The sequence below is a fragment of the Microbacterium kribbense genome (assembly GCF_039537285.1).
Lineage (GTDB): Bacteria > Actinomycetota > Actinomycetes > Actinomycetales > Microbacteriaceae > Microbacterium > Microbacterium kribbense.
Genome location: NZ_BAABAF010000001.1, coordinates 94,213 through 117,857, shown reverse-complemented (window position 1 = coordinate 117,857; position 23,645 = coordinate 94,213). Strand labels below are relative to the sequence as shown.

20 protein-coding genes are annotated in these 23,645 nt (G+C 70.6%); 14 read left to right on the top strand and 6 right to left on the bottom strand.

Features of this window, described 5'->3' with window-relative positions; translation table 11 throughout:
• Positions 1 to 103 precede the first annotated feature (103 nt).
• Both ABD705_RS00455 and ABD705_RS00450 read left to right on the top strand, forming a co-directional pair.
• Entirely contained in the window at positions 104 to 1,420 is a 1,317-nt protein-coding gene (locus tag ABD705_RS00455; protein WP_344779412.1) for a M15 family metallopeptidase, read from the top strand.
• 167 nt (positions 1,421 to 1,587) lie between these two features.
• On the top strand, positions 1,588 to 2,751 hold the full coding sequence (locus ABD705_RS00450; protein WP_344779410.1) for an acyl-CoA dehydrogenase family protein: 1,164 nt from the start codon (positions 1,588 to 1,590) through the stop codon (positions 2,749 to 2,751).
• 242 nt (positions 2,752 to 2,993) lie between these two features.
• On the opposite strand, the gene ABD705_RS00445 is transcribed toward ABD705_RS00450, so the two are convergent.
• A complete protein-coding gene (locus ABD705_RS00445; protein ID WP_344779408.1) occupies positions 2,994 to 3,251 on the bottom strand; it encodes a hypothetical protein in 258 nt (85 codons plus the stop codon).
• On the opposite strand from ABD705_RS00445, the gene ABD705_RS00440 reads away from it, so the two are divergent.
• Genes ABD705_RS00440 through ABD705_RS00425 form a run of 4 tightly spaced genes read left to right on the top strand, consistent with a single transcriptional unit; the run spans position 3,238 to position 9,030 of the window.
• Positions 3,238 to 4,845, top strand: a complete 1,608-nt coding sequence (locus ABD705_RS00440; RefSeq protein ID WP_344779406.1) for an ABC transporter substrate-binding protein — start codon at positions 3,238 to 3,240, stop codon at positions 4,843 to 4,845. The genes ABD705_RS00445 and ABD705_RS00440 overlap by 14 nt on opposite strands.
• Positions 4,846 to 4,890: 45 nt before the next feature.
• A complete protein-coding gene (locus ABD705_RS00435) occupies positions 4,891 to 5,835 on the top strand; it encodes an ABC transporter permease (RefSeq protein WP_344779404.1) in 945 nt (314 codons plus the stop codon).
• A 10-nt stretch (positions 5,836 to 5,845) separates the two neighbouring features.
• Positions 5,846 to 6,805, top strand: coding sequence for an ABC transporter permease (locus ABD705_RS00430; protein ID WP_344779402.1), 960 nt, complete (start codon positions 5,846 to 5,848; stop codon positions 6,803 to 6,805).
• A gap of 32 nt (positions 6,806 to 6,837) precedes the next feature.
• The gene (locus ABD705_RS00425; protein ID WP_344779400.1) at positions 6,838 to 9,030 is read left to right on the top strand and encodes an ABC transporter ATP-binding protein; all 2,193 of its coding nucleotides are present in this window, start codon (positions 6,838 to 6,840) and stop codon (positions 9,028 to 9,030) included.
• 101 nt (positions 9,031 to 9,131) lie between these two features.
• On the opposite strand, the gene ABD705_RS00420 is transcribed toward ABD705_RS00425, so the two are convergent.
• The 5 genes from ABD705_RS00420 to ABD705_RS00400 all read right to left on the bottom strand — a co-directional run bounded on the left by ABD705_RS00420 (position 9,132) and on the right by ABD705_RS00400 (position 13,243).
• Entirely contained in the window at positions 9,132 to 9,944 is an 813-nt protein-coding gene (locus tag ABD705_RS00420; RefSeq protein ID WP_344779398.1) for an energy-coupling factor transporter transmembrane component T, read from the bottom strand.
• Positions 9,941 to 11,860, bottom strand: a complete 1,920-nt coding sequence (locus tag ABD705_RS00415; protein ID WP_344779396.1) for an ABC transporter ATP-binding protein — start codon at positions 11,858 to 11,860, stop codon at positions 9,941 to 9,943. The genes ABD705_RS00420 and ABD705_RS00415 overlap by 4 nt, the downstream gene beginning before the upstream one ends.
• On the bottom strand, positions 11,857 to 12,399 hold the full coding sequence (locus tag ABD705_RS00410; RefSeq protein ID WP_344779394.1) for an ECF transporter S component: 543 nt from the start codon (positions 12,397 to 12,399) through the stop codon (positions 11,857 to 11,859). The genes ABD705_RS00415 and ABD705_RS00410 overlap by 4 nt, the downstream gene beginning before the upstream one ends.
• A gap of 223 nt (positions 12,400 to 12,622) precedes the next feature.
• Positions 12,623 to 12,931, bottom strand: coding sequence for a GNAT family N-acetyltransferase (locus tag ABD705_RS00405; RefSeq protein WP_344779392.1), 309 nt, complete (start codon positions 12,929 to 12,931; stop codon positions 12,623 to 12,625).
• Positions 12,932 to 12,934: 3 nt separating this feature from the next.
• Entirely contained in the window at positions 12,935 to 13,243 is a 309-nt protein-coding gene (locus ABD705_RS00400) for a GNAT family N-acetyltransferase (RefSeq protein WP_344779390.1), read from the bottom strand.
• A 176-nt stretch (positions 13,244 to 13,419) separates the two neighbouring features.
• On the opposite strand from ABD705_RS00400, the gene ABD705_RS00395 reads away from it, so the two are divergent.
• The 8 genes from ABD705_RS00395 to ABD705_RS00360 all read left to right on the top strand — a co-directional run bounded on the left by ABD705_RS00395 (position 13,420) and on the right by ABD705_RS00360 (position 23,627).
• The gene (locus ABD705_RS00395; RefSeq protein WP_344779388.1) at positions 13,420 to 15,930 is read left to right on the top strand and encodes a DEAD/DEAH box helicase; all 2,511 of its coding nucleotides are present in this window, start codon (positions 13,420 to 13,422) and stop codon (positions 15,928 to 15,930) included.
• Between the two features lie 376 nt (positions 15,931 to 16,306).
• Positions 16,307 to 16,531 carry a type II toxin-antitoxin system VapB family antitoxin gene (locus ABD705_RS00390; protein WP_344779386.1) on the top strand — a complete coding sequence of 75 codons (225 nt, stop codon included), beginning with the start codon at positions 16,307 to 16,309 and terminating at the stop codon, positions 16,529 to 16,531.
• Between the two features lie 88 nt (positions 16,532 to 16,619).
• Positions 16,620 to 17,006, top strand: a complete 387-nt coding sequence (locus ABD705_RS00385) for a PIN domain-containing protein (protein ID WP_344779384.1) — start codon at positions 16,620 to 16,622, stop codon at positions 17,004 to 17,006.
• Positions 17,007 to 17,058: 52 nt separating this feature from the next.
• On the top strand, positions 17,059 to 17,595 hold the full coding sequence (locus ABD705_RS00380) for a DUF1697 domain-containing protein (RefSeq protein ID WP_344779382.1): 537 nt from the start codon (positions 17,059 to 17,061) through the stop codon (positions 17,593 to 17,595).
• A gap of 146 nt (positions 17,596 to 17,741) precedes the next feature.
• A complete protein-coding gene (locus tag ABD705_RS00375; protein WP_344779380.1) occupies positions 17,742 to 18,170 on the top strand; it encodes an ATP-binding cassette domain-containing protein in 429 nt (142 codons plus the stop codon).
• A gap of 150 nt (positions 18,171 to 18,320) precedes the next feature.
• On the top strand, positions 18,321 to 20,270 hold the full coding sequence (recQ, locus tag ABD705_RS00370; protein ID WP_344780398.1) for a DNA helicase RecQ: 1,950 nt from the start codon (positions 18,321 to 18,323) through the stop codon (positions 20,268 to 20,270).
• A gap of 430 nt (positions 20,271 to 20,700) precedes the next feature.
• On the top strand, positions 20,701 to 22,098 hold the full coding sequence (gene uxaC, locus ABD705_RS00365; RefSeq protein ID WP_344779378.1) for a glucuronate isomerase: 1,398 nt from the start codon (positions 20,701 to 20,703) through the stop codon (positions 22,096 to 22,098).
• Positions 22,095 to 23,627 (top strand): mannitol dehydrogenase family protein, encoded by a 1,533-nt coding sequence (locus ABD705_RS00360; protein ID WP_344779376.1) that lies wholly within the window; start codon positions 22,095 to 22,097, stop codon positions 23,625 to 23,627. The genes uxaC and ABD705_RS00360 overlap by 4 nt, the downstream gene beginning before the upstream one ends.
• Positions 23,628 to 23,645 lie beyond the last annotated feature (18 nt).

Sequence of the window (23,645 nt, the reverse complement as noted above, 5' to 3'; positions counted from 1 at the left end):
CATGGGAACATAACTGCGATAACATGTCAACATACCGTTCGAGACTCTCGAAACGAGAGCCCTCCTCTCGCATTCCCGGCGCCGGCGCGGCAGAATAGGCCGAGTGACGGTTTCCGACCCGCACTCCGCGGCGCATGCGCCGGCTCCGCTGACGCGTCGCGCGCTGCGGACGCTGCGTGACCGTTCCGTGGCGACCGACCCCGTTCAGGCGGCAGGCTCGGATGCCGCCTGGAGGGCGGGGCACGAAGACCCGGCACCGACCCTCCCACTCGAGCTCGACGCCCTGCGCCGGGCCGACGCCGCAGTCGACGCACCCGCCCATCCGCCGATCTTCAAGCCGCCGCCACCCCCACGCCACTCCCGGCCCACCCCCGCCACCGCCGCGATCCCGGTGCCGCTGATCGAGGCCGGCGAGTCTGCGGCGGCACGCCACGCCCGCCGCCGGCCGATCGGCTGGGGGTCGCGACTGGCGATCGCCGCGGCATCGCTGCTGGTGGTCACCGGCGGCGCCGCCGTCGCCGCCTGGGCCGGCAGCACCCCGGAACCGGCGCCCCAGACGCTGGCGTCGGCCGACATCACCGGCTCGCAGGTGCAGCCCTTTGAGGCGGCATCGACGCCGGCGGCCACCCGCGGCACGATGTCGGTCACCGATCCCGCCGTGCGGCTGCCACGAGCGGCCGCACCCGCATCCCTCGCCCTGTGCGACACCCCTGCGTTCGCGACGGCGCTCGCCTCGGGCGACGATGCCGCTGCCATCGCCGCGGCCGGCGGTGGAGCGCAGTTCCGCATCGCGGTGGCCACCGGCGCCGCGCCGTGCGTCTCGCTGGCCGACCCGGCGCGCACCTGGGTGCTCATCGACAAGCTGCGCCCGTTCCACCCGCTCAGATATGCGCCGTCACCGTTGAAGCTGCCCGCCGATTTGCGCAGCGTCGAGGGCAGTCCGCTGCGGGTCGACGCCGCCGACGCCCTCACCCGGATGGTGCGGGCCGCCGCCTCCGCCGGCGCCGGCCAGATAGCACTCGAGAGCGGCTACCGCTCGTACCAGACCCAGGAGGGCTCGTACGGCCGGCAGGTCGGCATGCGCGGCACCGCCAAAGCCGATCTGGTCAGCGCCCGGCCCGGCTACAGCGAGCACCAGACCGGCCTGGCCGGCGACATGGTCGCCTGCACCGACGGTCGATGCGGCACCCTCGACGACCTGGCGGGATCCGCCCAGGGCCACTGGATCGTGCAGCACGCCTGGCAGTACGGCTGGATCGTGCGCTATCAGAAGGGCCAGACCGGCGTCACCGGCTATCTGCCCGAGCCCTGGCACCTGCGCTACATCGGCACCGACCTCGCCAAGGCCTATCACGACGGCGGTTTCCACACCCTCGAGGAGTTCTTCGGGCTGCCGCCCGCACCCGATTACGCCGATTGAATTCACGCAGGTTGTGCGCTCCCACATGGCCGGACCGCGGCATCCGCCGTTTCGTTGTCGCTGGCACTGAATGCCATCGCCGGTGATACTGGATGCCGAATAGGATCGGAGCAGGTGAGGCCAGCGCCGCACCATGAAGACTCAGGCAACAGAGAGGTGCGCCCGCCATGGAACGGGAGATCTACGACGAGGACCATGAGGCGTTCCGCGACGTCGTCAAGGAGTTCATCAAGCGCTACGCCACGAACGAGAAGCGCGAGCAGTGGGATGCCGACGGCGAGGTCGACCGCGCGACCATGCTCGCCGCCGGCGAGGCCGGCATCCTCGGTCTGAGCGTCCCCGAGGAGTTCGGCGGCGCCGGCATGCTGCAGGACTACCGCTTCCGTGCGATCGTCAACGAAGAGGTCATCAAGGCCGGGCTCGGCTCGCTGGCTGGGGCCCTGGGCATCCAGGACGACCTGGCCGTTCCGTATCTGGTGCACATGGGCACGCAGGAGCAGAAGCAGAAGTGGCTGCCGAAGATGGCCACCGGTGAGGTGATCGGCGCGCTGGCGATGACCGAGCCGGGCGCCGGCAGCGACCTGCGCGGCATCAAGACGACCGCGAAGAAGACCGACGGCGGCTACATCGTCAACGGCGCGAAGACGTTCATCTCCAGCGGCAAGACCGCCGATGTCGTGGTCACGTTCGTCAAGACCGGCGAGGGCAACCGCCCCGATGCGTTCAGTCTGGTGCTGATCGAAGACGGGATGGCGGGCTTCGATCACTCCAGCAAGCTGAACAAGGTCGGCTTCCACGGCTGGGACACCGCCGAGCTGAGCTTCTCCGACGTGTTCGTGCCCGACGAGAACCTGATCGGCGGCGCCGAGGGCAAGGGCTTCATCCAGCTGATGATGAACCTGCCGCTGGAGCGGCTGTCGATCGGCGTGGCGGCGGCGGCTGCCGCCGAGGCCGGGTTCCTGTGGTCGCTGGACTACACGAAGAGCCGTGAGGCGTTCGGTCAGCCGGTCGCCGACTTCCAGAACACCCGCTTCGGGCTGGCCGATATGGCCACCACCGTCGATGTGATGTGGGCGTATATCGACCGCGCAATGCTGCTCTACAAGGACAAGAAGCTCACCCCGGAAGAGGCCGCGAAGGTCAAGTTCTGGGCGACCGAGCGCGAGTGGGAGGTGCTCGATCTGGGCGTGCAGCTGCACGGCGGCTATGGCTACATGCTCGAGTACCCGATCGCCCGCGCCTGGGCCGACGCCCGCGTGCACCGCATCTACGGCGGCACCAACGAGGTCATGCGCGAGATCGTCGCGCGGCAGGTGACCGGCCGCAAGTAGACCAGCCGATGAGGGATACCGCGGCCGGCCGGCTGCGGCATCCCTCGACTGCCCTGTGCGCGGCGAGCGGGCGGCGCCTTTCGCTGAGTTCTGATCCGGCACAGGAAGAACACTCAGCCGGCACTGGGGAGTCTTTGTCATTACGGAGCGCTTACTTGGGGAAGAAGGTCCCGCAGCGAGAGCGCTGACACAATCCTGGCGCTCGGCGCACGAGCTCAAGCCGGGAGGCTCAGCATGAAAACTCATTCCTCCGGCGCCTGGCGCCGACTCCTGATACCAGGAGTGATCGTCGCCGCCGCATCCATGGCATTGGTCGGGTGTTCAGGCGGATCGGCGAACAACCCGACGTCTGCCCCCAACGCGAACGCACCGGGCAAATCGGCCGACACGATCTCGTGGGCGCTGCCGCCTGGGACCGTGCCGAACTGGATCTGGCCGTTCTCGCCTATCGCCGACTTCTCGGTGACCAATGCCGAGATGCAGTCCATGATGTACCGCACGCTGTACTGGTTCGGAGACAACGGCAAGACCGGTGTCGACGACTCGCTGAGCCTCGCGAACGAGCCGACGTACAGCAACGGCGGCAAGACCGTGACGATCACGCTCAAGCCGTACACCTGGTCCAACGGCGAGAAGCTCACCGCGCAGGACGTGCTGTTCTGGATCAACATGGACAAGGCCGAGAAGGCCAATTACGCCGGCTACGCACCGGGACAGTTCCCCGACAACATCGTCAGCGCGAAGGCGCCGAACGACACGACCGTGGTGCTGACGACCGACAAGGCATACAGCCAGCAGTGGTTCCTGTTCAACCAGCTGAGCCAGATCACCCCGATGCCGGCGGCCTGGGACATGAGCAGCGCCACCACCAAGGGCGATTGCGCGACGAACGTCAGCGGCTGCAAGGCCGTGTTCACGTATCTGACCGCGCAGTCGAAGGACCTGCCGGGCTACGCCACCAGCAAGATCTGGTCGGTCGTGGACGGACCGTGGAAGCTGCAGAGCTTCAACTCGGACGGCCACGTCACGTTCGTGCCGAACCCCACCTACTCCGGCCCGCAGAAGGCGCAGGTCAAGGAGTTCAAGATGGTGCCGTTCACCACGGACACGGCTGAGTTCAACGTGCTGCGCGGCGGCAGCACGCTGGATGTCGGCTACATCCCGACGCAGGACATCGCCAAGGCCAAGCCGGCGAACACCTCGCCCGCCACGCCCGGCCCCAACCCGCTGAGCGCGAACTACGAGCTGCTGCCGTGGTTCCTGTACGGGTTCAACTACTTCCCGATCAACTACAACAACCCCACCGTGGGGCCGATCTTCAAGCAGCTGTACATCCGTCAGGCACTGCAGTCGGTCGTCGATCAGAAGGGCATCATCTCGTCCACCGCGAAGAACTACGGCGTCGAGACGACGGGCCCCGTCCCGCTGTTCCCGGACAGCCCGCTGGTGTCGCAGACCGAGAAGAACAATCCGTATCCGTTCAGCATCGCGGGCGCGACGAAGTACCTGACCGACAACGGCTGGAAGGTCGTACCCGGTGGCGTGACCACGTGTGTCAAGCCGGGCACCGCGTCCGGCGACTGCGGTGCGGGCATCGCCTCCGGAGCCAAGCTGACCTTCGCGCTGCCGTATGCGAGCGGCAACGCGACGATCGACACCGCGATGGCCTCGTTCAAGTCGAACGCGGCGCAAGTCGGCATCACCCTGAACCTGAAGCCGGAGCCGTTCAACACGGTCACCGGCGCGACGGTGCCGTGCTCGGGCAAGACCTGCACGTGGGAGATGGGCAACTGGGGCGGCGGCTGGGTGTACGCACCCGACTTCTATCCGACCGGAGAACTGCTGTTCGCCACCGGTGCCGGATCGAACTCGGGCAGCTACTCCAATCCGCAGCTGGACAAGCTGATCGCTGCGACGAACACGCAGAGCGGCACGGCGGTGATGCAGGCGTATGAGGACTTCATGGCCAAGAACGTTCCGGTCATCTACCAACCGAACTACACGTATTCGCTCACCGAGATCGCCAACGGGCTGAAGGGCTACACGTCCAACAACCCCTATGGCTACATCACCCCGGAGGACTGGCACTACTGATGATGCAGTGACGACGAGAGCACGGACGGGCAGGGGGCGCAGGTGATGGTCGGATACATCGTCCGTCGCCTCCTGCAGGCCGTGCTCGTCGTCTTCGTGGTGACGATCATCGTCTTCCTGCTGCTGCACTCGCTGCCCGGCGGGCCGGCCCGGGCCATCCTCGGGCCGCGCGCGACGGCGCTGCAGGTCCAGCAGTTCAACGTCGCCAACGGCCTGAATCAGCCGCTGGTGGTGCAGTACTTCACGACCGTCGGCGGCTGGCTCCGCGGCGACTTCGGATTCTCCTATGTGCTGAACCAGTCGGTCGGATCGCTCCTGGTCGAGCGACTGCCGAAGACCATCATCCTGGCGGTGTTCGCGCTGATCCTCACGGTCATCGTCGCCATCCCGATCGGCATCTATCAGGCCGTGCGGCGCAACCGCACGTTCGACTACGTCGCGACCGGGCTCTCGTTCATCTTCTACGCGGCCCCGACGTTCTTCCTCGGCCTCATCATGATCGAGGTCTTCTCGTCGTACCTGGGCTGGTTCCCGCCCGAGGCACCCCAGTCCAACGGCGTCGTGCCGATCTTCCAGGACTTCAGCGCCATGGTCCTGCCGATCGTGACCCTCGCCCTGCTGGGGATCGCCGGGTTCTCCCGCTACATGCGCTCCTCGGTGCTCGACAACGTCAGCCAGGACTACGTGCGCACGGCGCGCGCGAAGGGCGCCTCGTCGTCGCGAGTGCTGTGGCGGCACGTGCTGCGCAACGCCCTGATCCCGATCATCACGCTGCTCGGCCTGTCGCTGCCGGCGCTGTTCGCCGGGGCCCTGATCACGGAATCGATCTTCAACTTCCCCGGCATGGGGCTGCTGTTCTGGCAGGCGGCGCAGCAGTCCGACTACCCGGTCGAGATCGGCGTGGTCATCATCACGGCGTTCGCGACCGTGATCGGCAACCTCCTGGCCGACGTCTCGCTGGCGGCGATCGATCCGCGGGTGACTTTGTGAGGATGGCGCCATGACGACACAGGTGGGCGGGATCCCTCCCGCCGAACCGGCACCCGGTGCGGGTGCCGCAGCCGTGCCCGGGGGGGCATCCCTCGCCGCCGGGGGCGCCATCACGGGACGGCCGAAGAGCCTGCTGCGGCTGGGCTTCGAGGTCTTCGTCGAGAACCGGCTGGCGATCGTGGGGCTCGTGGTGGTCGCCCTCGCGGTGCTGTTCTGCTTCGTGGGCCCGCTGATCTACCGCACCGACCAGGTCACCGTCGTCCTCACCTCCGCGAACCTCGCGCCCGGGGCGGGGCATCCCCTCGGCACCGACGGGTCGGGCTACGACGTGCTGGGCCGCCTCATGGTCGGCGGGCAGACCTCGCTCATCGTCGGCTTCGCCGCCGCCGCCATCGCCACGATCGTCGGCACCGTCTGGGGTGCGATCGCCGGCTTCTTCGGCGGCATCGTGGACGGTGTCATGATGCGCATCGTCGACGCCATCCTGGCGATCCCGATCCTGTTCCTGCTGCTGTTCCTGGTCACGATCGTGCGCCCGTCTCTGCCGGTCATGATCTTCGTGATCGGGCTGACGGCGTGGCTCGTGCCCGCCCGGCTCGTGCGCGGCGAATCGCTCACCCTGCGGGTGCGGGAATACGTGCAGGCGGTGCGCGTGATGGGCGGGTCGTCGTGGCGCTCGGTCACTCGGCACATCATGCCGAACGTGATCGGCACCGTGATCGTCAATGCCACCTTCCAGGTCGCCGACGCGATCCTGCTGGTCGCGTACCTCGGCTATCTGGGCCTGGGCATCTCGCCGCCGGCCACCGACTGGGGCGGGATGCTCAGCAACGGGACGCAGTACGTGTTCCTCAACTACTGGTGGTTGATCTACCCGGCCGGGTTCGCCATCATCCTCGTCGTGGTCGCGGTGAACCTGGTCGGTGACGGCCTGCGCGACTCCGTCGAGGTGCGCCTGCAGCGTCGCTGACACGGGCGCATCGCAAGGGGGATGATGAGGACATGGCGCTGTTGGAGATATCCGGCCTGAGCACGGACATCCATCTCAGCAAGAGCGTGGTGCATGCGCTGAACGACGTGTCGTTCTCGGTGGATGCCGGTGAGACCGTCGGGCTCGTCGGCGAGTCCGGGTGCGGCAAGACGATGACGGCGATGTCGATCGAGCGGCTGCTGCCGCCGGGCGGTCACATCGTCGGCGGCAGCGTCGTCTTCGACGGACGGAACCTGGTCACGCTGCCTGAGAGCGCGATGCGCGGGATCCGCGGCGGCGACATCGGCATGATCTTCCAAGACCCGATGACGAGCCTGAACCCGGTGCAGACCATCGAAGAGCAGGTCACCGAGCCGCTGCTGCTGCACCGCGGCATGTCGGCGGGACGGGCCCGCGCCCAGGTGCTCGAGATGCTGGATCTGGTCGGCATCCCGAACCCCGTCCAGCGCATGCGCAGCTACCCGCACCAGCTCTCCGGCGGGCAGCGCCAGCGCGTCATGATCGCGATGGCGCTGATCTGCCGGCCCAAGCTGCTGATCGCCGACGAGCCGACCACGGCGCTGGATGTCACGGTGCAGAAGCAGATCCTCGAGCTGATCGACTCGCTGCGCGAAGAGCTGGGTATGGCCGTCATCCTGGTCACCCATGACCTGGGCGTGATCGCCGGCCGCGCCGACCGGGTGGTCGTGATGTACGCCGGCAAGGTCGCCGAGACCGCCGGCACGCACACGCTGTTCCATGCGCCGCGGCACCGCTACACCGAGGCGCTGTTCGAGGCGCTGCCCGAGCGAGCCGCCGGCACCGGCGAGAGGCTGTACTCGATCCCGGGCCTGCCGCCGGACCTGGTCGATCCGCCGCCGGCGTGCCGGTTCGCCCCGCGCTGCCGGTTCGCGATCGATCGCTGCCGTGGCGAGGTGCCGCAGCTCGAAGACGTTCCCGCCGACGACGGCCCGCACCGGTTCGCCTGCTTCGTGCCGCGCGAGGAGCCGATGCCCGCGCCCGTGCAGATCATCCTGGAGCGCTCGCCGGCCGAACCCGCCGCGCACAGCGACGACCGGGAATGGGTCGCGCCGACCCGGTTCATCCCGGACGACGGCCCGCCGCTGCTGCAGCTGGACAAGCTGGTCAAGGACTTCCCGGTCACCCGGGGTGCGCTGCTGCGGCGCAAGATCGGGGCGGTCAGCGCGGTCGCGTCGGCCAGCTTCACGATCTCGCGCGGCCAGACCGTCGGGCTCGTGGGCGAATCGGGCTGCGGCAAGACGACGCTGGGCCGTCTGATCGTCGGGCTGGAGCTGCCCACCGATGGGCGCATCCTGTTCCGCGGCCGCCCGCTCGCGCATCGGAACCGGGCCGACCGGCGGCAGAACCGGCGCGACGTGCAGTTCATGTTCCAGGACTCGTACGCCTCGCTCGACCCGCGGATGCGGGTGCGGGCCATCCTGCGCGAGCCGCTGGAGATCCAGCATGTGGGCGCCGGGCGCGACCGCGACCGGCGCGTGGACGAGCTGCTCGAAGACGTCGGCCTGCCGCGCCGCGCGGCCGAGCGCTACCCGCACGAGTTCTCGGGCGGGCAGCGCCAGCGCATCGGTCTGGCGCGAGCGCTGGCGCTGCAGCCGGCGCTGATCGTGGCCGACGAGCCGGTCTCGGCGCTGGATGTCTCGGTGCAGGCGCAGGTGCTGAATCTGATGAAGCAGCTGCAGCGCGAGCGCGAGCTGACCTATCTGTTCATCAGCCACGACCTGTCGGTCGTGCGATACCTGTCGGATGTCATCGCCGTGATGTACCTCGGCAAGATCGTCGAGATCGGGCCGGCGGCCGAGGTGTACGCGGCACCCCAGCACCACTACACGCGCGGCCTGATCGACACGATTCCGGTCGCGGATCCCGTCGCCGAGCGGGCCAAGGCCAAGCTCGGCGTGCGCGGCGAGCTGCCGTCGGCGATGAACCCGCCCAGCGGCTGCCGGTTCCGCACCCGCTGCCCTGCGGCGCAGGAGATCTGCGCACAGGTCGAGCCGCGGCTGCGCATCGGCGGCGGCAGCGCGCAGGACGGCCCCGCGGCGCCCCCCGGTGTGCGGCCGCATCTGGTCGCCTGCCACTTCCCGCTGCAGATGGCGGCGGCGGGCCTGACCCCCGGCCGCCCCGCCCTGCCGCTGCCGCCGACCGGGCTCGGGCCGGTGCGCACGACCGGGCACGGGCCGCGCTGAGGCGCGGCGCGGTGCGGCCGCGTGGGATGCAGAGTGCGGGTCGGGCCATCCCCTGCTCGGCGCGCAGCAGTCAGCCGCCGGCGGCGACGCCTCGACGGGGCTCAGGGCCAGAGTGCCCAGAACAGGGCGGCCGACGCGGCCAGCAGCAGTACGACGAACACCATGTCGCGCACCCGCCACGGCACCTGGTGGCGCTCCGTCCGGGTGGGGAACGCGCCGAAGGCGCGGGCATCCATCGCCATCGCCACCCGCTCGGCGTGCCGGATCGCGCCCGCCAGCAGCGGCACCACATAGCCGAGCACCCGCGCGGGTGCGCCGAACGGATTGCGGGGCTCGGCGGCCGAGCGCACCCGGTGCGCCTGCCGGATCGTCTGCAGCTCGCGTCGGAACCGCGGCACGAACCGGAACGACGCGATGGCCGTGTAGCCGATCCGGTAGGGCACCCGCAGCTGCTGCACGAGCGAGCGCGCCAGGTCGGGCCCGGTGGTGGCGACCCCGGCGATCAGGGCGAGCGCGATGATCGCGGCCAGCCGCAGCCCGGTCGCGAAGCCGACCTGCAGGGCTCCGGCATACAGCGTCCATCCACCGATCCGCAGCACCGCGACGGACCGGTCGACGCCGGCCGGGTCGGTCCACAGCGAGAAGCCGAGCCCCATCACGGCGACCAGCACCGGCACCGCGACGAACATCAGCAGCGCGAGACGGCCGGTCATCCGCGCACCCACGAGCACGATCAGACAGGCCAGCGCGAGGAACGCGATCGGTGTCGCGGCGTCGCGCACGAACACCAGCAGCACCATCGCCGGAGCCGGCGCCAGCAGCTTGGCCAGCGGATTCACCCCGTACAGGAACCGCACCGGCGACGCGGGGGCGATCGGCGCGTACGGGTCGACGGGCAGGGATGCCGTGGTCATGCCCCGCCTCCCTCGTCGCGGGTGGGCTGGATGCTGCGGCTCGCCGGGTCGGTGGCGCCGGCGGACGTGGCGTGGGCCGGGCCGGCGGGGTCGGGTGCGTCGTGCGGCAGGTCGGCGAGCCGCGAGATGCCGGCCAGCTCGGGGTGGCCGCGCAGCCCCGACAGCGCCGCGCGCAGCGGCGGCAGGCGCAGCCCCGCAGTATCGATCAGGGTGCGGGCGGCGAAGACCTGGCTGGTCGGGCCATCCGCCAGCACCCGGCCGCCGCCGAGCATGATCGTGCGGCTCGCGTACTCGGTCACCAGCTGCATGTCGTGGGTGACCACGATCACGGTCGTGCCGTGGGCGCCCAGCCGTGCGAGCAGCTCGAGCAGCTCGTCGGCGCGAGCACGGTCCTGCCCGAACGTCGGCTCGTCGAGCACCAGCACCGGCGCACCGGAGACCAGGGCGGTGCCGACCGACAGCCGACGCTTCTGTCCGCCCGACAGCAGGAACGGGTGCACATCCGCCCGACTGGTGAGGCCGAATCGCGCCAGCACGTCGGCGACGCGCGCCTTGGCCTCGCCTGGCGGCAGATGGCGCAGGCCGTGCGCGAGCTCGTCGTGCACGGTGTGCGCGATGAACTGGTGCTCGGGGTTCTGGAACACGAATCCGACCCGTTCGGCCACATGCCGGGCCTTCATCCGCGTGATGTCGACTCCGTCGATGCGCACCGTGCCGCGCGGCGGACGGATCACCCCCGCGATCGCCTGCACCAGGCTCGTCTTGCCGGCCCCGTTCGCGCCGGCCACGGCGATGAACTCGCCGGGGTGGATGTCGAGGTCCACGTCGCGCAGCACCTCGGCGTGACCGTGGCGCAGCGTCAGCCCGCGCACCGTGATCAGGGGGTCGCCGGCCGCGCCGTCGTGAGCCGCCGGCGCGGCGGTGGCAGCCGGCGCGGCGGTGGCAGCAGGAGATCCCGGCGGCGGAAGGAGATCCGGGCGGGAGACCTCCTGCTCTGGCAGGACTCTCCTTCCTTCGCCGAGTGGGGCATTGCGCACGGCTGGGGCAGAGCTCGCGGCCGGGGCGGGCGCCGCCTCGAGCGCGGCGCGCAGCTCGGCGGGGGTCAGCGGCAGCGGGTCGAGCGGGTATCCGGCGCCGCGCAGCCGGAGCGCTGCGAGCGCCGAGGTAGGTAGCCACACTCCCAACGCGTGCAGCTCGGCCGCGCGGCGGCGCAGGATGGCATCGACCGTGCCGTCCGCGACGGTGCGGCCCGCGGCATCCAGCACCACCACCCGGTCGACGAGCCCGATCGCCGCGTCGAGGTTGTGCTCGACGAGCACGATGGCGCGGTCGCCGGATGCCACGACCTCGGCCAGTGCTGCATAGACCTCGTCGATGCCGGCGGGGTCGAGGTTCGCGGTGGGCTCGTCGAGCACCAGCAGCGACGACCCGAGCGCGAGCGCCGCGGCGATCGCGAGGCGCTGCCGGCCGCCGCCCGAGAGGCCGTCGGGGTTCTCGTGGCGCCGGTCCCACAGGCCCACGCGCCGCAGCGCCGCCTCGGTGCGGCCGAGCACCTCGGCGACCGGCAGCCGCATGTTCTCGGGTCCGAACGCGACCTCGTCCAGCACTGTGCCGGTGACCAGCTGCGCGTCGGGGTCCTGGAAGACCATGCCCACCCGCGTCGACAGGACCGAGATGGGCGTGGCCGCGGCATCCAGCCCGTCGACCGTGACCGTGCCGGACACCTCGGCCTCGATGTCGTGTGGAATCAGCCCGTTCAGCGCCCGCGTCAGCGTGGACTTGCCCGACCCGCTGGGGCCCAGCAGCAGCACCACTTCACCGCGGCGCACCTGGAACGACGCGCCGGCGGGGGTGAACGCCATCTCTCCGGCGTAGCGGATCGCGACGTCCCGCACGAGCAGCAGTGGGTCGTTCATCGCCGCCCGATGCCGGCCTGTCGCAGTCCGCTGCCGATCGCGAGGGCGAGGGCCGTCCAGGCGACCGGGCCGAGCACCGACAGCACCAGGTACGAGATCTGCGCCCACGGGGCCAGCGAGCCGAGGTTCACCACCAGCGCCACCACTGCCGCGACGACGAGGCCGATGATCACCGCCGAGATGAAGAACCGCCACGCCCGCCACACGCGGTAGCGGGTGGCCGCCGCCACGAGCTCCTGGATGCCCCCGAACAGCACCGCGGTGCCCAGAAAGCGTCCGGCCCACTGCGGCGCCATCGCGCCGGCCACCAGCGCCGCGAGCACGTGCGACATCAGGGCCACCCACGGCAGGCGCAGCACCTCCTGCGCGATGATGCCGGGGATCACGTGCGCGCCCAGCACGAACCCGTACACGATCGGGATGGTCGCGATCACGACCGGCGTCACCCAGCCGGCGATGCCGCCGACGATCCCTGCCGCGACGCCGATCGCCGCGCACACCAGCAGGGTGCGGGTGGACAGGGCGGCGCGTGCGGGCATCGGCCCAGCTTACCGGGTCAGGTGAGGCCACCCTAAGTCGTTCGGCCGCCCGGCCGGCGTCGCCCACCAGCGCCGCGCGGCGTCCCCCACTTCGTGAGAATCGGCATCCTGGCCGAGACTCCGGGCGACGCCGCGATTCTCGGACGGGTGCCGATTCTCAGTGTGGGCGTTCGTTCTCGGTGAGGGCGCGCGTCTCGGTGGGCGGGTTCGCGGGCTGCCGACCTCAGCGGCTCTCGGGCCAGTCCACCACGAGCCCCGGCACGTCGTGCTCATGCAGGTAGCGCACGACCACGGGGCACAGCGGCACGACCGTCTCGCCGCGGGCGGCCACGTCGGCCATCGCCTCGGCGACGAGGATGCCGGCCAGTCCGCGCCCGCGGAAGCTCGGGATCACCATCGTCTCGGGAAAGCGCAACCGTCCCGGCTGCTCGATGCGGAACTCGGTGAATCCGGCGAGCTCCTCGTCGACGCGCACCTCGTAGCGGTGGTATTCGTCGCTGCGGACGACGGTCACGCCCGAATCGGTCGACATGGCTCAGACCGTCTCGGCCGGCCACTGCACGGCCAGGCCGGGCACGTCGTGCGTGTCGAGGTACCCGTGCACCACCGTGCACAACGGCACGACGATCTCACCACGGGTCGCGACATCCGCCATGGCCCGCTCGACGAGCACGACCGCCAGCCCCTTGCCGCGGAACGCCGGATCGATCACGGTGTGCGGAAACCGCAGCACACCGGGCTCGCGTTCGTGGAACACGGTGTACCCGCCCAGCACGTCGTCGACGTGGATCTCGTAGCGGCGCTCATCGTCGTTACGCGTCACGCGCAGCTGCGGCTCGGGCATGGCATTCCTCTCGTCCCTTGTCTCTAACGTACGGCGCGGACGGTGTGTTCCGCGAGCGCGGCACCCGATGCCGCACCCCGCAGCAGCTCCGCCGTCGGCGGCGCCGATCGCCCGCGTGGGTCGCCGGGGCACAGCCGCCGCCGATGCGGAGCACCGACGTGCGGCAGACTCAGAGGGTGACCGACACCCTGCTCGACCGATTGCACGGCGCGGCCCGTGCCGACCTCGACGCCGTCTACGACGCGTTCGTCGGATGGGCCGAAGGCCTCGGCCTGTCGCTGTACCCGGCGCAGGACGAAGCGGTGATCGAACTGGTCTCGGGCTCGAACGTGGTGCTGTCCACGCCGACCGGCACCGGCAAGTCGCTGGTCGCGGTAGCCGCGCACGCGGCAGCACTGGCCGCCGGCACCCGCAGCTATTACACCGCGCCGATCAAGGCGCTGGTCAGCGAGAAGTTCTTCGCACTGGTCGACACGTTCGGCGCCGAGAACGTCGGCATGGTCACCGGCGACTCGTCGGTCAATCCGGACGCCCCGATCGTGTGCTGCACGGCCGAGATCCTGGCGAACATGGCGCTGCGCCATGGCGCCGACACCCCGGTCGACCAGGTCGTGATGGACGAGTTCCACTACTACGGCGACCCCGACCGCGGCTGGGCCTGGCAGGTGCCGCTGCTGCTCCTTCCGCGTGCGCAGTTCCTGCTCATGTCGGCCACCCTAGGCGACGTCGCCGACATCGCCGCCGACCTGTCCGCCCGCACCGGCCGCGCCACGGCCCTGGTGACCGGAGTGGAGCGGCCCGTCCCGCTGAACTTCGCGTACGAGCGGCGGCCGGTGCACGAGGTGGTCGAGGCGCTGCTGGAGAACACCGAGATCCCGGTCTACATCGTGCACTTCTCCCAGGCCGCCGCCGCCGAACGCGCACAGGCGCTGTCGAGCATGAAGGTCGCCACCCGCGCGCAGCGCGACGAGATCGCCGATGCGATCGGCGGATTCCGCTTCTCGACCGGGTTCGGCAAGACGCTGTCGCGACTCGTGCGCGCGGGCATCGGCATCCATCATGCCGGGATGCTGCCGCGGTACCGCCGCCTCGTCGAGACGCTCGCGCAGCGCGGCCTGCTGCGGGTGATCTGCGGCACCGACACCCTCGGCGTCGGGATCAACGTGCCGATCCGCACGGTCGTGATCACCGAGTTGGCGAAGTTCGACGGCACCCGGATGCGGCAGCTGACCGCTCGCGAGTTCCATCAGGTCGCCGGCCGCGCGGGCCGCGCCGGCTTCGACCCCTACGGCAACGTCGTCGTGATGGCGCCGGAGTGGGAGATCGAGAACGCCGCGGCCCTCGCGAAGGCCGCGGACAACCCCGCCAAGCGCAAGAAGATCGTGCGCAAGAAGGCGCCGGTCGGCGCGATCAACTGGGGGCAGGGCTCGTTCGACCGGCTCGTGGCCGCCGTTCCCGAACCGCTCGTGCCGCAGTTGCCGCTGACGGCGGCCATGCTCATCAACGTGATCGCACGGGGCGGGGATGTCTTCGCGCACGTGCGATCGCTCGTCTTCGACAACCACCAGACACGGCCGCAGCAGTACGCGCTGGCCCGGCGCGCGCTGGCGATCTTCCGCACGCTGCGCGACGCCGGCATCGTCGAGGTCGCGAGCACCGGGGGCATCCGGCTCACGGTCGACCTGCAGCCGAACTTCGCGTTGAACCAGCCGCTGTCGCCGTTCGCGCTGGCGGCGATCGACCTGCTCGACCCGGACGACGCGCCGGATGCTGCGGGCAGCGGCCACTACGCGCTCGACGTCGTGAGCGTGATCGAGGCGACGCTCGACGATCCGCGCGCGATCCTCGCCCAGCAGGAGCACAAGGCGCGCGGCGAGGCCATCGGCGCGATGAAGGCCGAGGGCCTCGACTACGACCAGCGCATGGACGCGCTCGACGAGATCACGTATCCGAAGCCGCTGGACGAGCTGCTGCGCCAGTCGTACGAGGTGTTCGCGTCGAGCCAGCCCTGGGTGCGCGACTTCGAGCTGAGCCCGAAATCGGTCGTGCGCGACATGTTCGAACGGGCGATGTCGTTCGCCGAGTTCGTCTCGTTCTACCAGCTCACCCGCAGTGAAGGGCTCGTGCTGCGGTACCTGTCGGACGCGTATCGGGCGATCCGGCAGACCGTGCCGCTGGAGGCGCGCACGTCTGAGCTGCTGGACGTGATCGAGTGGCTGGGCGAGCTGGTGCGTCAGGTCGACTCGAGCCTGGTCGACGAGTGGGAGGCGCTGATCCATCCGGTCGCCGAGGCGGATGCCCCGGTGGTGCCGCCGGCGCCGACCTCGGTCGTCGCCAACCGGCGCGCGTTCACGGTGCTGGTGCGCAACGAGCTGTTCCGGCGGGTGCAGCTGGCGGCGCGGCAGCGCGACGACGAGCTCGTGGAGCTGGATCCGGATGCCGGCTGGCCGGCCGCGCTGGACGGGTATTTCGCCGAGCACGACTCGATCGGCATCGACGGCCGGGCGCGCTCGCCGCGGCTCTGCGCGATCGACGAGGACGACGCCGCCGGCGTGTGGCGCATCGAGCAGACGATCGACGATCCGGCCGGCGACCACGACTGGCGCATCCGGGCCGAGGTCGACCTGGCCGAGTCGGCGGATGCCGGCACCGCCGTCGTGCGGGTGGCCGAGGTCGTGCGGCTGTAGCCGCTCCGGTGGGGCGGGGTGGGGTGGGGGCGTGGGACGCGACGGCTTAAGTCGTCGCAAATGGTGGCGTGGATGCCGGTGAACCCGCCATATGTGACGACTGAAGGTCGGCACGCGGCTACGCACTGAGTTCAGTCGTCGCAAATGGTGGCGTGGATGCCGATGAACCCGCCATATGTGACGACTGAAGGTCGGCACGCGGCTATGCCCTGGGTTCAGTCGTCGCAAATGGTGGCGTGGATGCCGGTGAACCCGCCATATGTGACGACTGAATGTGGGAGTGGCCATGGCGCGGAGGAATCGATCGCACGTGCTGACAGCACAGCCTAGGGATGCCCGTGGTGGAAGTGTGTATGGAACGGGTAGACCCTCTACCGTGAGCTTGAACATCAAGAACGACGCGGTGCACGCGGCGGTGCGAGAATTGGCGCGCCGCCTCGCCGTCAGCCAGACCTCCGCCGTGGAATTCGCCGTGCGGGCGAAGCTCGCCGAGCTGGGCTCCGGGCAGCAGCGCGAAGACCGGGTGCGTCGCATCCGCGCCGCAGCGACGGCCGCGCAGGAGGCGTTCCGCGGGGTCGATCTGCGTGCCGCCCGAGGCTGACCTCTATGACGAGGCGACCGGGATGCCGCGGTGATCCGACACCTCGGCGCTCATCGCGATACTGCAAGGCGAGACCGCGGCGGCGGATGTGCTGACCGCCCTCGAACGGTCCGAGACCGCCGCGATATCGGCGGCGACGCTGGTCGAGGCATCCATCGTCGCCGGCAGCCGACACGATCCGGTGCGCTCGGCACGGTTCGACGCGCTGGTGGATGCGCTCGACCTCGAGGTCGTGGCGGTCGACGCCACGCAGGCGCAGATCGCGCGGCGCGCCCATCGGGACTACGGGCGCGGGTCGGGGCATCCGGCCCGCCTGAACTTCGGCGACTGCTTCGCCTACGCGCTGGCGACGGCGCGGCGCGCACCGCTGCCTACGTGGGCGACGACTTCGCCCGCACCGACATCCCTTCCGCGCTCGCGGGCGGCTGAGGGCGCTGCAGCGCGCGGATCACCGGAGCGCGGGGCGCGCGGATGACGTCGCATCGTCGGGGCGCGCGGATGTCGCCGCCGCGCGGCACAATGGGCGGATGCCGACCTATCTCGCGTTTCTGCGGGCCGTGAACCTCGGAGCCACGCGCGCCTTCCCGAAGGACGACATCCGCCGCGTCGCAGAGCAGGCCGGCTGCACCGACGTGCAGACGCACATCAACAGCGGCAACGTGCGGCTGCGCTCGCCGTTGCGGTCGCGCGCGAAGATCGAGTGCGCGCTCGAGGGGGCGTTCGCCGCCGATCGCGGCTTCGAGGTGCCGACCGTGGTGTTCGAGGCATCCGAGTTCGCCGCCATCGCGCGTGACGTCGACGAGCTCGCCGTGGCGCACCCCGAGATCGTCCGGCACTACGTCTACCTGCTCAAGGACGAGCTCGATGCCGAAGCGCTCGCCGCGGTGGCGGCGACGAAGTCGGATGCCGGTGAGATGGTCGTGCGCGCACGTGCCGCCCACGCGCTGCTCGGCGCCGGCTACCAACCCGGCGCGGTCGACCCGCTGAACGCCGCGAAGCTGCTCGGGGTGGCCACCAGCCGCAATGCGACCGTCATTCGCGCGATCGCCGCGAAGTGGTGCTGAGGGCCTGCATAGCGCGTCGAGCAGCGGCGGCCGATCGTGGCAACGGTCGTGCTTGCCCCCGCAATTCCATCCGCATGGCTGGACGCAGGGTGGGGGATACTTGATGCCGGAAGGTTCACGTGTCGCCGGAGTATCTTCCGCAGGGGATGGCCTACCCCGAATCCTTTGGGATTCTCATCGATGGCCCAGGCTATCTGCCGTTCGCAACCGGATACGAGAACCTCCAGCGGCTTGCACGCATCCGGAACACTGCCCGGCGTGCTGAGACCGAGGCCGCGATGGTGGCTGTGGGGCTTGATCCGACATTGCGACAGCGCGTGCGGAACTACTCACTGGGCATGAAGCAGCAGCTCGGAATTGCGCAAGCGATCATGGAAGACCAAGAGGTGCTGCTCCTTGATGAGCCGTTCAACGGCCTCGACCGCAGCAGTGTCGCTGAGATGCACGCGCTGCTGAGGCGTCAGCGGTCAGAGGGTCGCACGGTTCTGTTCACAAGCCATATCGGCGCGGATGTCGATGAACTCGCAGACACGGTGTACGAGGTGGATCGAGGAGGGCTCGCCCGCGTGCGCTGACCCCTGGGCTGTGGATGCCGCGGCGTCGGTGGGCGCCATTAGCCTGGAGGGGTGAGCATTCCCGCCGGTGACCCCTACGCAGACGTGCCGTGGGCGAGCACGGATGCTCCGCCGGACGAGTGGGCCCCTCCGGAGGAGGACGAGGGGTGGATGCCGCCGGCCGGTGGGCGGGTTGCCCCGGCATCCCGTTCTCAGCGCGGCGGGCCCGTGGCATCCGATAGGCGTGACTTCATCCCCACGCCCCCTCCACGCGCCGCTGACGCGTCGCGCGGAGCCTCCGGGCGCGTGGGCCCAGGCGCAGACCCGCTGCACGTGCTGCACGAGGTGTACGGGTACGACGCGTTCCGCGGCGATCAGGCCGCGATCGTCGAGCATGTCGTCGCCGGTGGTGACGCGATAGTGCTGATGCCCACCGGCGGCGGCAAGTCGGTCACCTACCAGGTGCCGGCGCTGGTGCGGCCCGGCACGGGACTCGTGGTCAGCCCGTTGATCGCCCTGATGCACGACCAGGTCGACGCGCTCGTCGCCAACGGCGTGCACGCCGGATATCTGAACTCGACGCAGACGCCCACCGATCGGGCCGTCGTGGAGCGGGCCTACCTGGCCGGCGAACTCGACCTGCTCTATGTCGCGCCCGAGCGACTCAACGTCGCCTCGACCACCGCGCTGCTGTCCCGCGGCCGGCTCAGCGTCATTGCGATCGACGAGGCGCACTGCGTGTCGCAATGGGGGCACGACTTCCGTCCCGACTACCTCGCGCTCGGCGACCTGGGGCAGCGCTTCCCCGGCGTGCCGCGGATGGCGCTGACCGCGACGGCCACCCGCGAGACCCACCGTGAGATCACGGAGCGGCTGCGGCTGCAGGACGCGCGGCAGTATGTCGCGAGCTTCGACCGGCCCAACATCCAGTACCGCATCGAGCCGAAGGTCGACGCGCGCCGGCAGCTGGTCGCGTTCATCCGGTCGCAGCCCGAGGGCGCCGCCGGCATCGTCTACACGCTCAGCCGCAAGAGCGTCGAGCAGACCGCCGAGCACCTGCGCACGCAGGGCATCGACGCGCTCGAATACCACGCCGGCCTGCCCGCCGGGGTGCGCGCGCGGCACCAGGCGCGATTCCTGCGCGAGGACGGCGTGGTCATGGTCGCCACGATCGCGTTCGGCATGGGCATCGACAAGCCCGACGTGCGCTTCGTCGCGCACATCGACCTGCCGAAATCGGTCGAGGGCTACTACCAAGAGACCGGCCGGGCCGGCCGCGACGGCGAACCGGCCGTGGCCTGGCTGGCCTACGGCCTGGGCGACGTCGTGCAGCAGCGGCGGTTCATCGACGCATCCGAGGGCGACCGCACCTTCAAGCGACGCCTCGGTCAGCACCTGGATGCGATGCTCGCCCTCTGCGAGACGGTGGGATGCCGCCGCCAGAACCTGCTCGGCTACTTCGGCGAGGCATCCCAGCCCTGCGGCAACTGCGACACGTGTCTGACCCCGCCCGACACGTTCGACGGGCTCGTGCCGGCGCAGAAGCTGCTCTCGACGATCGTGCGGCTGCAGCGTGAGCGCGGGCAGGCGTATGGCGCGGGGCACCTGATCGACATCCTGCGCGGCGCGACGACCGAGCGCATCGTCCGGTTCGGGCACGAGCGGCTGGCGACGTACGGTCTGGGCGCCGACCTGTCCGACCAGGACTGGCGCAGCGTCGTGCGGCAGCTGCTTGCGCGCGGGCTGCTCGTGGCCACGGGGGAGTACGGCACGCTGGCCCTCGGCGAGGGCGCGGCCGGCGTGCTGCGCGGGCAGATGCCGGTGCCGCTGCGTCGGGATGTGCTCGGCCGCACCACCTCGACGAGGGTGCGCAAGTCGTCGGTCTCGGATGCCGTCGACCCGGCCGATCGTGAGCTGTTCGAGGCGCTGCGCGCCTGGCGGTCCGAGCAGGCGCGGGAGCAGGGCGTGCCCGCGTATGTGGTGTTCAACGACGCCACCCTGCGCGCGCTGGCCGAGCACCGGCCCGGCTCGGTGGATGCGCTCGAGGGCATCACCGGCATCGGCGCCAAGAAGCGCGAGGCCTACGGCGCAGCCGTGCTCACGGTGATCGCCCGGGCGTAGCCCGCGCGCAGGCCACGCCGAGGTGGCCCCTTATCCGCCGAGGTGGTGCGCTTCGCGCCGAGAAGGTGCGTTGCGCGCCGAGAGGGTGCGTTGCGCGCCGAGAGGGTGCGTTGCACGCCGAGAAGGTGCGTCGCACGCCGAGAAGGTGCGTCGCGCGGGAGGGACCTTCTCGGCAGAGGAGGGACCCGCTGTTTCGGTTCGGGCACGGGCTCCGCCTGTAGCCCGGGTGCGCCGGTCAGGTCGGGCCGGTCGGCTGTCGGTCGGAGGTGCGCCGGGGGCCGGACGGCGGGCCTGCCGTCTGCTGCGGGTCGCGGACGGGTGTGGCCTGTCGGCAACCGGTTGTCTTATGAAGTGGCGGATCGCTCAGCAGGATCGAGATGCCGTATGGCAATCGGTTGACAAACCTGCTGCGAACGCGGATGATGGACACATGCCGAAGACGTCTCCGGAGCTGGCACTGCTGCCGACCGATCCCCACGTGCGCGATGTCGCGTTCGACCTGTACGGTGAAGTCGCCGATGCGCCGATCATCTCGCCGCACGGTCACGTCGACCCCGGCATTCTGCTGCGCGACGAGCCGTTCACCGATCCGGCCGAGCTGCTCATCACGAAGGATCACTACGTCACCCGGCTGCTGTTCGCCTCGGGCGTGCCGCTGGCAGAGCTCGGCGTCGGACCGGATGCCGCGGCCGACCCGCGCGAGATCTGGCGCGCGCTGGCCGCGAACTGGCACCGCTTCGCGGGCACCGCGTCGGCGTACTGGCTCGGATATGAGCTGCGCACCCTGTTCGACATCTCCGACGAGCCGTCGGCGGACAACTCCGACGACCTCTACGACCGCATCTCGGCGCGACTGCACGAGAGCTCGTTCCGGCCCCGCGCGCTGTTCGACCGGTTCGCGATCGAGGTGCTCGCCACGACCGACGACCCGCTCGACGACCTCGCCGCGCACGCGGCGCTGGCCGCGGACCCGTCGTTCACGGGACGCGTGCTGCCGACGTTCCGTCCGGACGCCTATCTCGACCCCGAGGCAGACGGGTTCGGCGACCGGGTGCAGCGGCTGATCGAGACGACGGGCCAGCCGACATCCTTCGCCGGATATCTGCAGGCGCTGCGCACGCGCCGTGCGCATTTCGTCGGCCACGGTGCGGTCTCCGCCGACCACGGCGTCTACGAGCCGTATACGACCGACCTCGACCCGATTGCCGCCCAGACCCTGTTCCAGGCCGCCCGCACCGGGCGGCTGGACGCCGCCGGAGCCCGCGAGTTCCGCGGCCACATGCTCTACCAGATGGCGAAGATGAGCGTGGATGACGGGCTGGTCATGACCATCCACTCCGGCGTGCGGCGCAACCACCACCGCCCCACGTTCGCGGCGTTCGGCCCCGACACCGGGCACGACATCCCGGTGCGCACCTCCTACACCGAGAACCTGCGGCCCCTGCTCGAGTCCTTCGGCACCGCGCCCGGTCTGCACATCGTGCTGTTCACGGTCGACGAGACCAGCTTCTCCCGCGAGATCGCGCCGTTGGCCGGCTTCTACCCGAGCCTGTACATCGGCGCGCCGTGGTGGTTCCTGGATGCCCCCGACGCGATCACGCGCTTCCGCTCCGCCGTCACCGAAACCGCCGGCTTCTACCGCTCCAGCGGATTCATCGACGACACTCGCGCGTTCCTGTCGATCCCGGCACGCCACGACGTGTCGCGGCGGGTGGATGCCTCGTTCCTGGCCCGTCTGGTCACCGAGGGCCGCGTCTCGCTGCCCACCGCCCGGCGCATCGCCCGGGACCTGGTCGATGCGATCCCCCGCGAGGTGTTCAAACTGTGAGCGACCCAACCGGCGCCCGCCCCCTGACCCGCAGCGCGGTCGGCGCCCCCGCCGCCCCGGTGCGCATCGTGCACCTGGGCCTGGGCGCCTTCCACCGCGCCCACCAGGCCTGGTACACCCAGCGCGCCGGCGACGGCTGGGGCATCGCCGCCTTCACCGGCCGCTCGCCGCGCGCGGCCGAGCCGCTGGCCGCCCAGGACGGCGTGTTCGCGCTCGTCGAGCGCAGCGCGCAGTCGGATGCCGTCGAGGTCATCACCAGCATCAGCGAGGCGCGCGACGGCGCCGATCTGCAGCGCCTCGGCGAGCTTCTCGCCGATCCGCAGGTGGGCGTGGTCACCCTTACCATCACCGAGGCCGGCTATCGGCTCGGACCTGACGGACAGCTCGATCAGGATGACGCGGACGTCGTCGCCGACATCCGCGCCCTGCGCCGGACATCTCTGTCCTCATCCTCGGCTCAGCCGAGGGGATCTCGCGGGGCGAGGACCGAATCGGCCGAATCCGCCCTCGGCTCGGCAGATCTCCTCGCCTCAGCCGAGGGCGTGGCCCCGCCGGAGGGCATGGCCCCGCCCGAGGGCGTGGCCCCGCCCGAGGGCGCAGCCCCGGACGGGGGGATGGGCGAGAAGGATGCCCCGACCACCCCCCTGGGCCGCCTGCTGCTGGCCCTGCAGGCCCGGCGCGCGGCGGGCGCGGGGCCCATCGCCGTGGTCTCGTGCGACAACATCCCCGCCAACGGCGCCGTCACCGCCCGCGCCGTCACGGCCCTCGCCGCCCGGGTCGACGCCGACCTGGCCGCCTGGGTGCGGGAGAACGTGTCGTTCGTCGGCACCAGCGTCGACCGCATCACCCCCGCCCACACCGGCGAGGTCGACGCCGTGATCGAGGCCGGCTGGCACGACCGGGCCACCGTGATCACCGAGCCGTTCACCGACTGGGTGCTGCAGGGCGACTTCCCGGCCGGGCGGCCGGCGTGGGAGCGCGGCGGCGCCCGCTTCGTCGACGAGATCGGCCCGTGGGAGGACCGCAAGCTCTGGCTGCTCAACGGCGCGCACACGATCCTGGCCACCGCCGGCCCGGTCCGCGGGTACGACACCGTCGCCGCGGCCTTCGCCGACCCGGACTGCCGCGCACTCGTCGACGCGTTCTGGGCCGAGGCCGTCACCTGCCTGCCCGCCGGCGTCGAGCACGTCGAGTACCGCCGGCAGCTGGCCGAGCGGTTCGCGAACGCGCGCATTGTGCACCGGCTCGATCAGATCGCCGGCGAGACCACGACGAAGATCCGCTACCGCATCGTCCCGATCGTCACGCGGCTGCGTGCGCGGGGGGAGGATGCCGCGGCCTGCGCCGATGCGCTCGCCGCGTGGATCGCCGTCGCGGCGGACATTCCCGCCGCCGACCGGGAGAGCCAGGCGGTCGCGGCTGCGGCGTCCTCGGCCGATCCGATCGGGGAACTGCTGCGACTGGTGGGCGCCGACATCGACGCCGACTTCGTCGCACGGGTGCGCGGCACCGTCGCTGCGACCGTGTGAAGACGGACAGAAAGGTCA

Excerpts from the sequence above, each read along its gene's own strand:
- ABD705_RS00430 (WP_344779402.1), top strand. The coding sequence starts at position 5,846 with ATGACGACACAGGTGGGCGGGATCCCTCCCGCCGAACCGGCACCCGGT.
- ABD705_RS00410 (WP_344779394.1), bottom strand. The coding sequence starts at position 12,399 with ATGCCCGCACGCGCCGCCCTGTCCACCCGCACCCTGCTGGTGTGCGCG.
- ABD705_RS00415 (WP_344779396.1), bottom strand. The coding sequence starts at position 11,860 with ATGAACGACCCACTGCTGCTCGTGCGGGACGTCGCGATCCGCTACGCC.
- ABD705_RS00435 (WP_344779404.1), top strand. The coding sequence starts at position 4,891 with ATGGTCGGATACATCGTCCGTCGCCTCCTGCAGGCCGTGCTCGTCGTC.
- uxaC (WP_344779378.1), top strand. The coding sequence starts at position 20,701 with ATGCCGAAGACGTCTCCGGAGCTGGCACTGCTGCCGACCGATCCCCAC.
- ABD705_RS00400 (WP_344779390.1), bottom strand. The coding sequence starts at position 13,243 with ATGCCCGAGCCGCAGCTGCGCGTGACGCGTAACGACGATGAGCGCCGC.
- ABD705_RS00405 (WP_344779392.1), bottom strand. The coding sequence starts at position 12,931 with ATGTCGACCGATTCGGGCGTGACCGTCGTCCGCAGCGACGAATACCAC.
- recQ (WP_344780398.1), top strand. The coding sequence starts at position 18,321 with ATGCCGCCGGCCGGTGGGCGGGTTGCCCCGGCATCCCGTTCTCAGCGC.
- ABD705_RS00420 (WP_344779398.1), bottom strand. The coding sequence starts at position 9,944 with ATGACCACGGCATCCCTGCCCGTCGACCCGTACGCGCCGATCGCCCCC.
- ABD705_RS00450 (WP_344779410.1), top strand. The coding sequence starts at position 1,588 with ATGGAACGGGAGATCTACGACGAGGACCATGAGGCGTTCCGCGACGTC.
- ABD705_RS00440 (WP_344779406.1), top strand. The coding sequence starts at position 3,238 with ATGATGTACCGCACGCTGTACTGGTTCGGAGACAACGGCAAGACCGGT.
- ABD705_RS00375 (WP_344779380.1), top strand. The coding sequence starts at position 17,742 with ATGGCCTACCCCGAATCCTTTGGGATTCTCATCGATGGCCCAGGCTAT.
- ABD705_RS00425 (WP_344779400.1), top strand. The coding sequence starts at position 6,838 with ATGGCGCTGTTGGAGATATCCGGCCTGAGCACGGACATCCATCTCAGC.
- ABD705_RS00380 (WP_344779382.1), top strand. The coding sequence starts at position 17,059 with ATGCCGACCTATCTCGCGTTTCTGCGGGCCGTGAACCTCGGAGCCACG.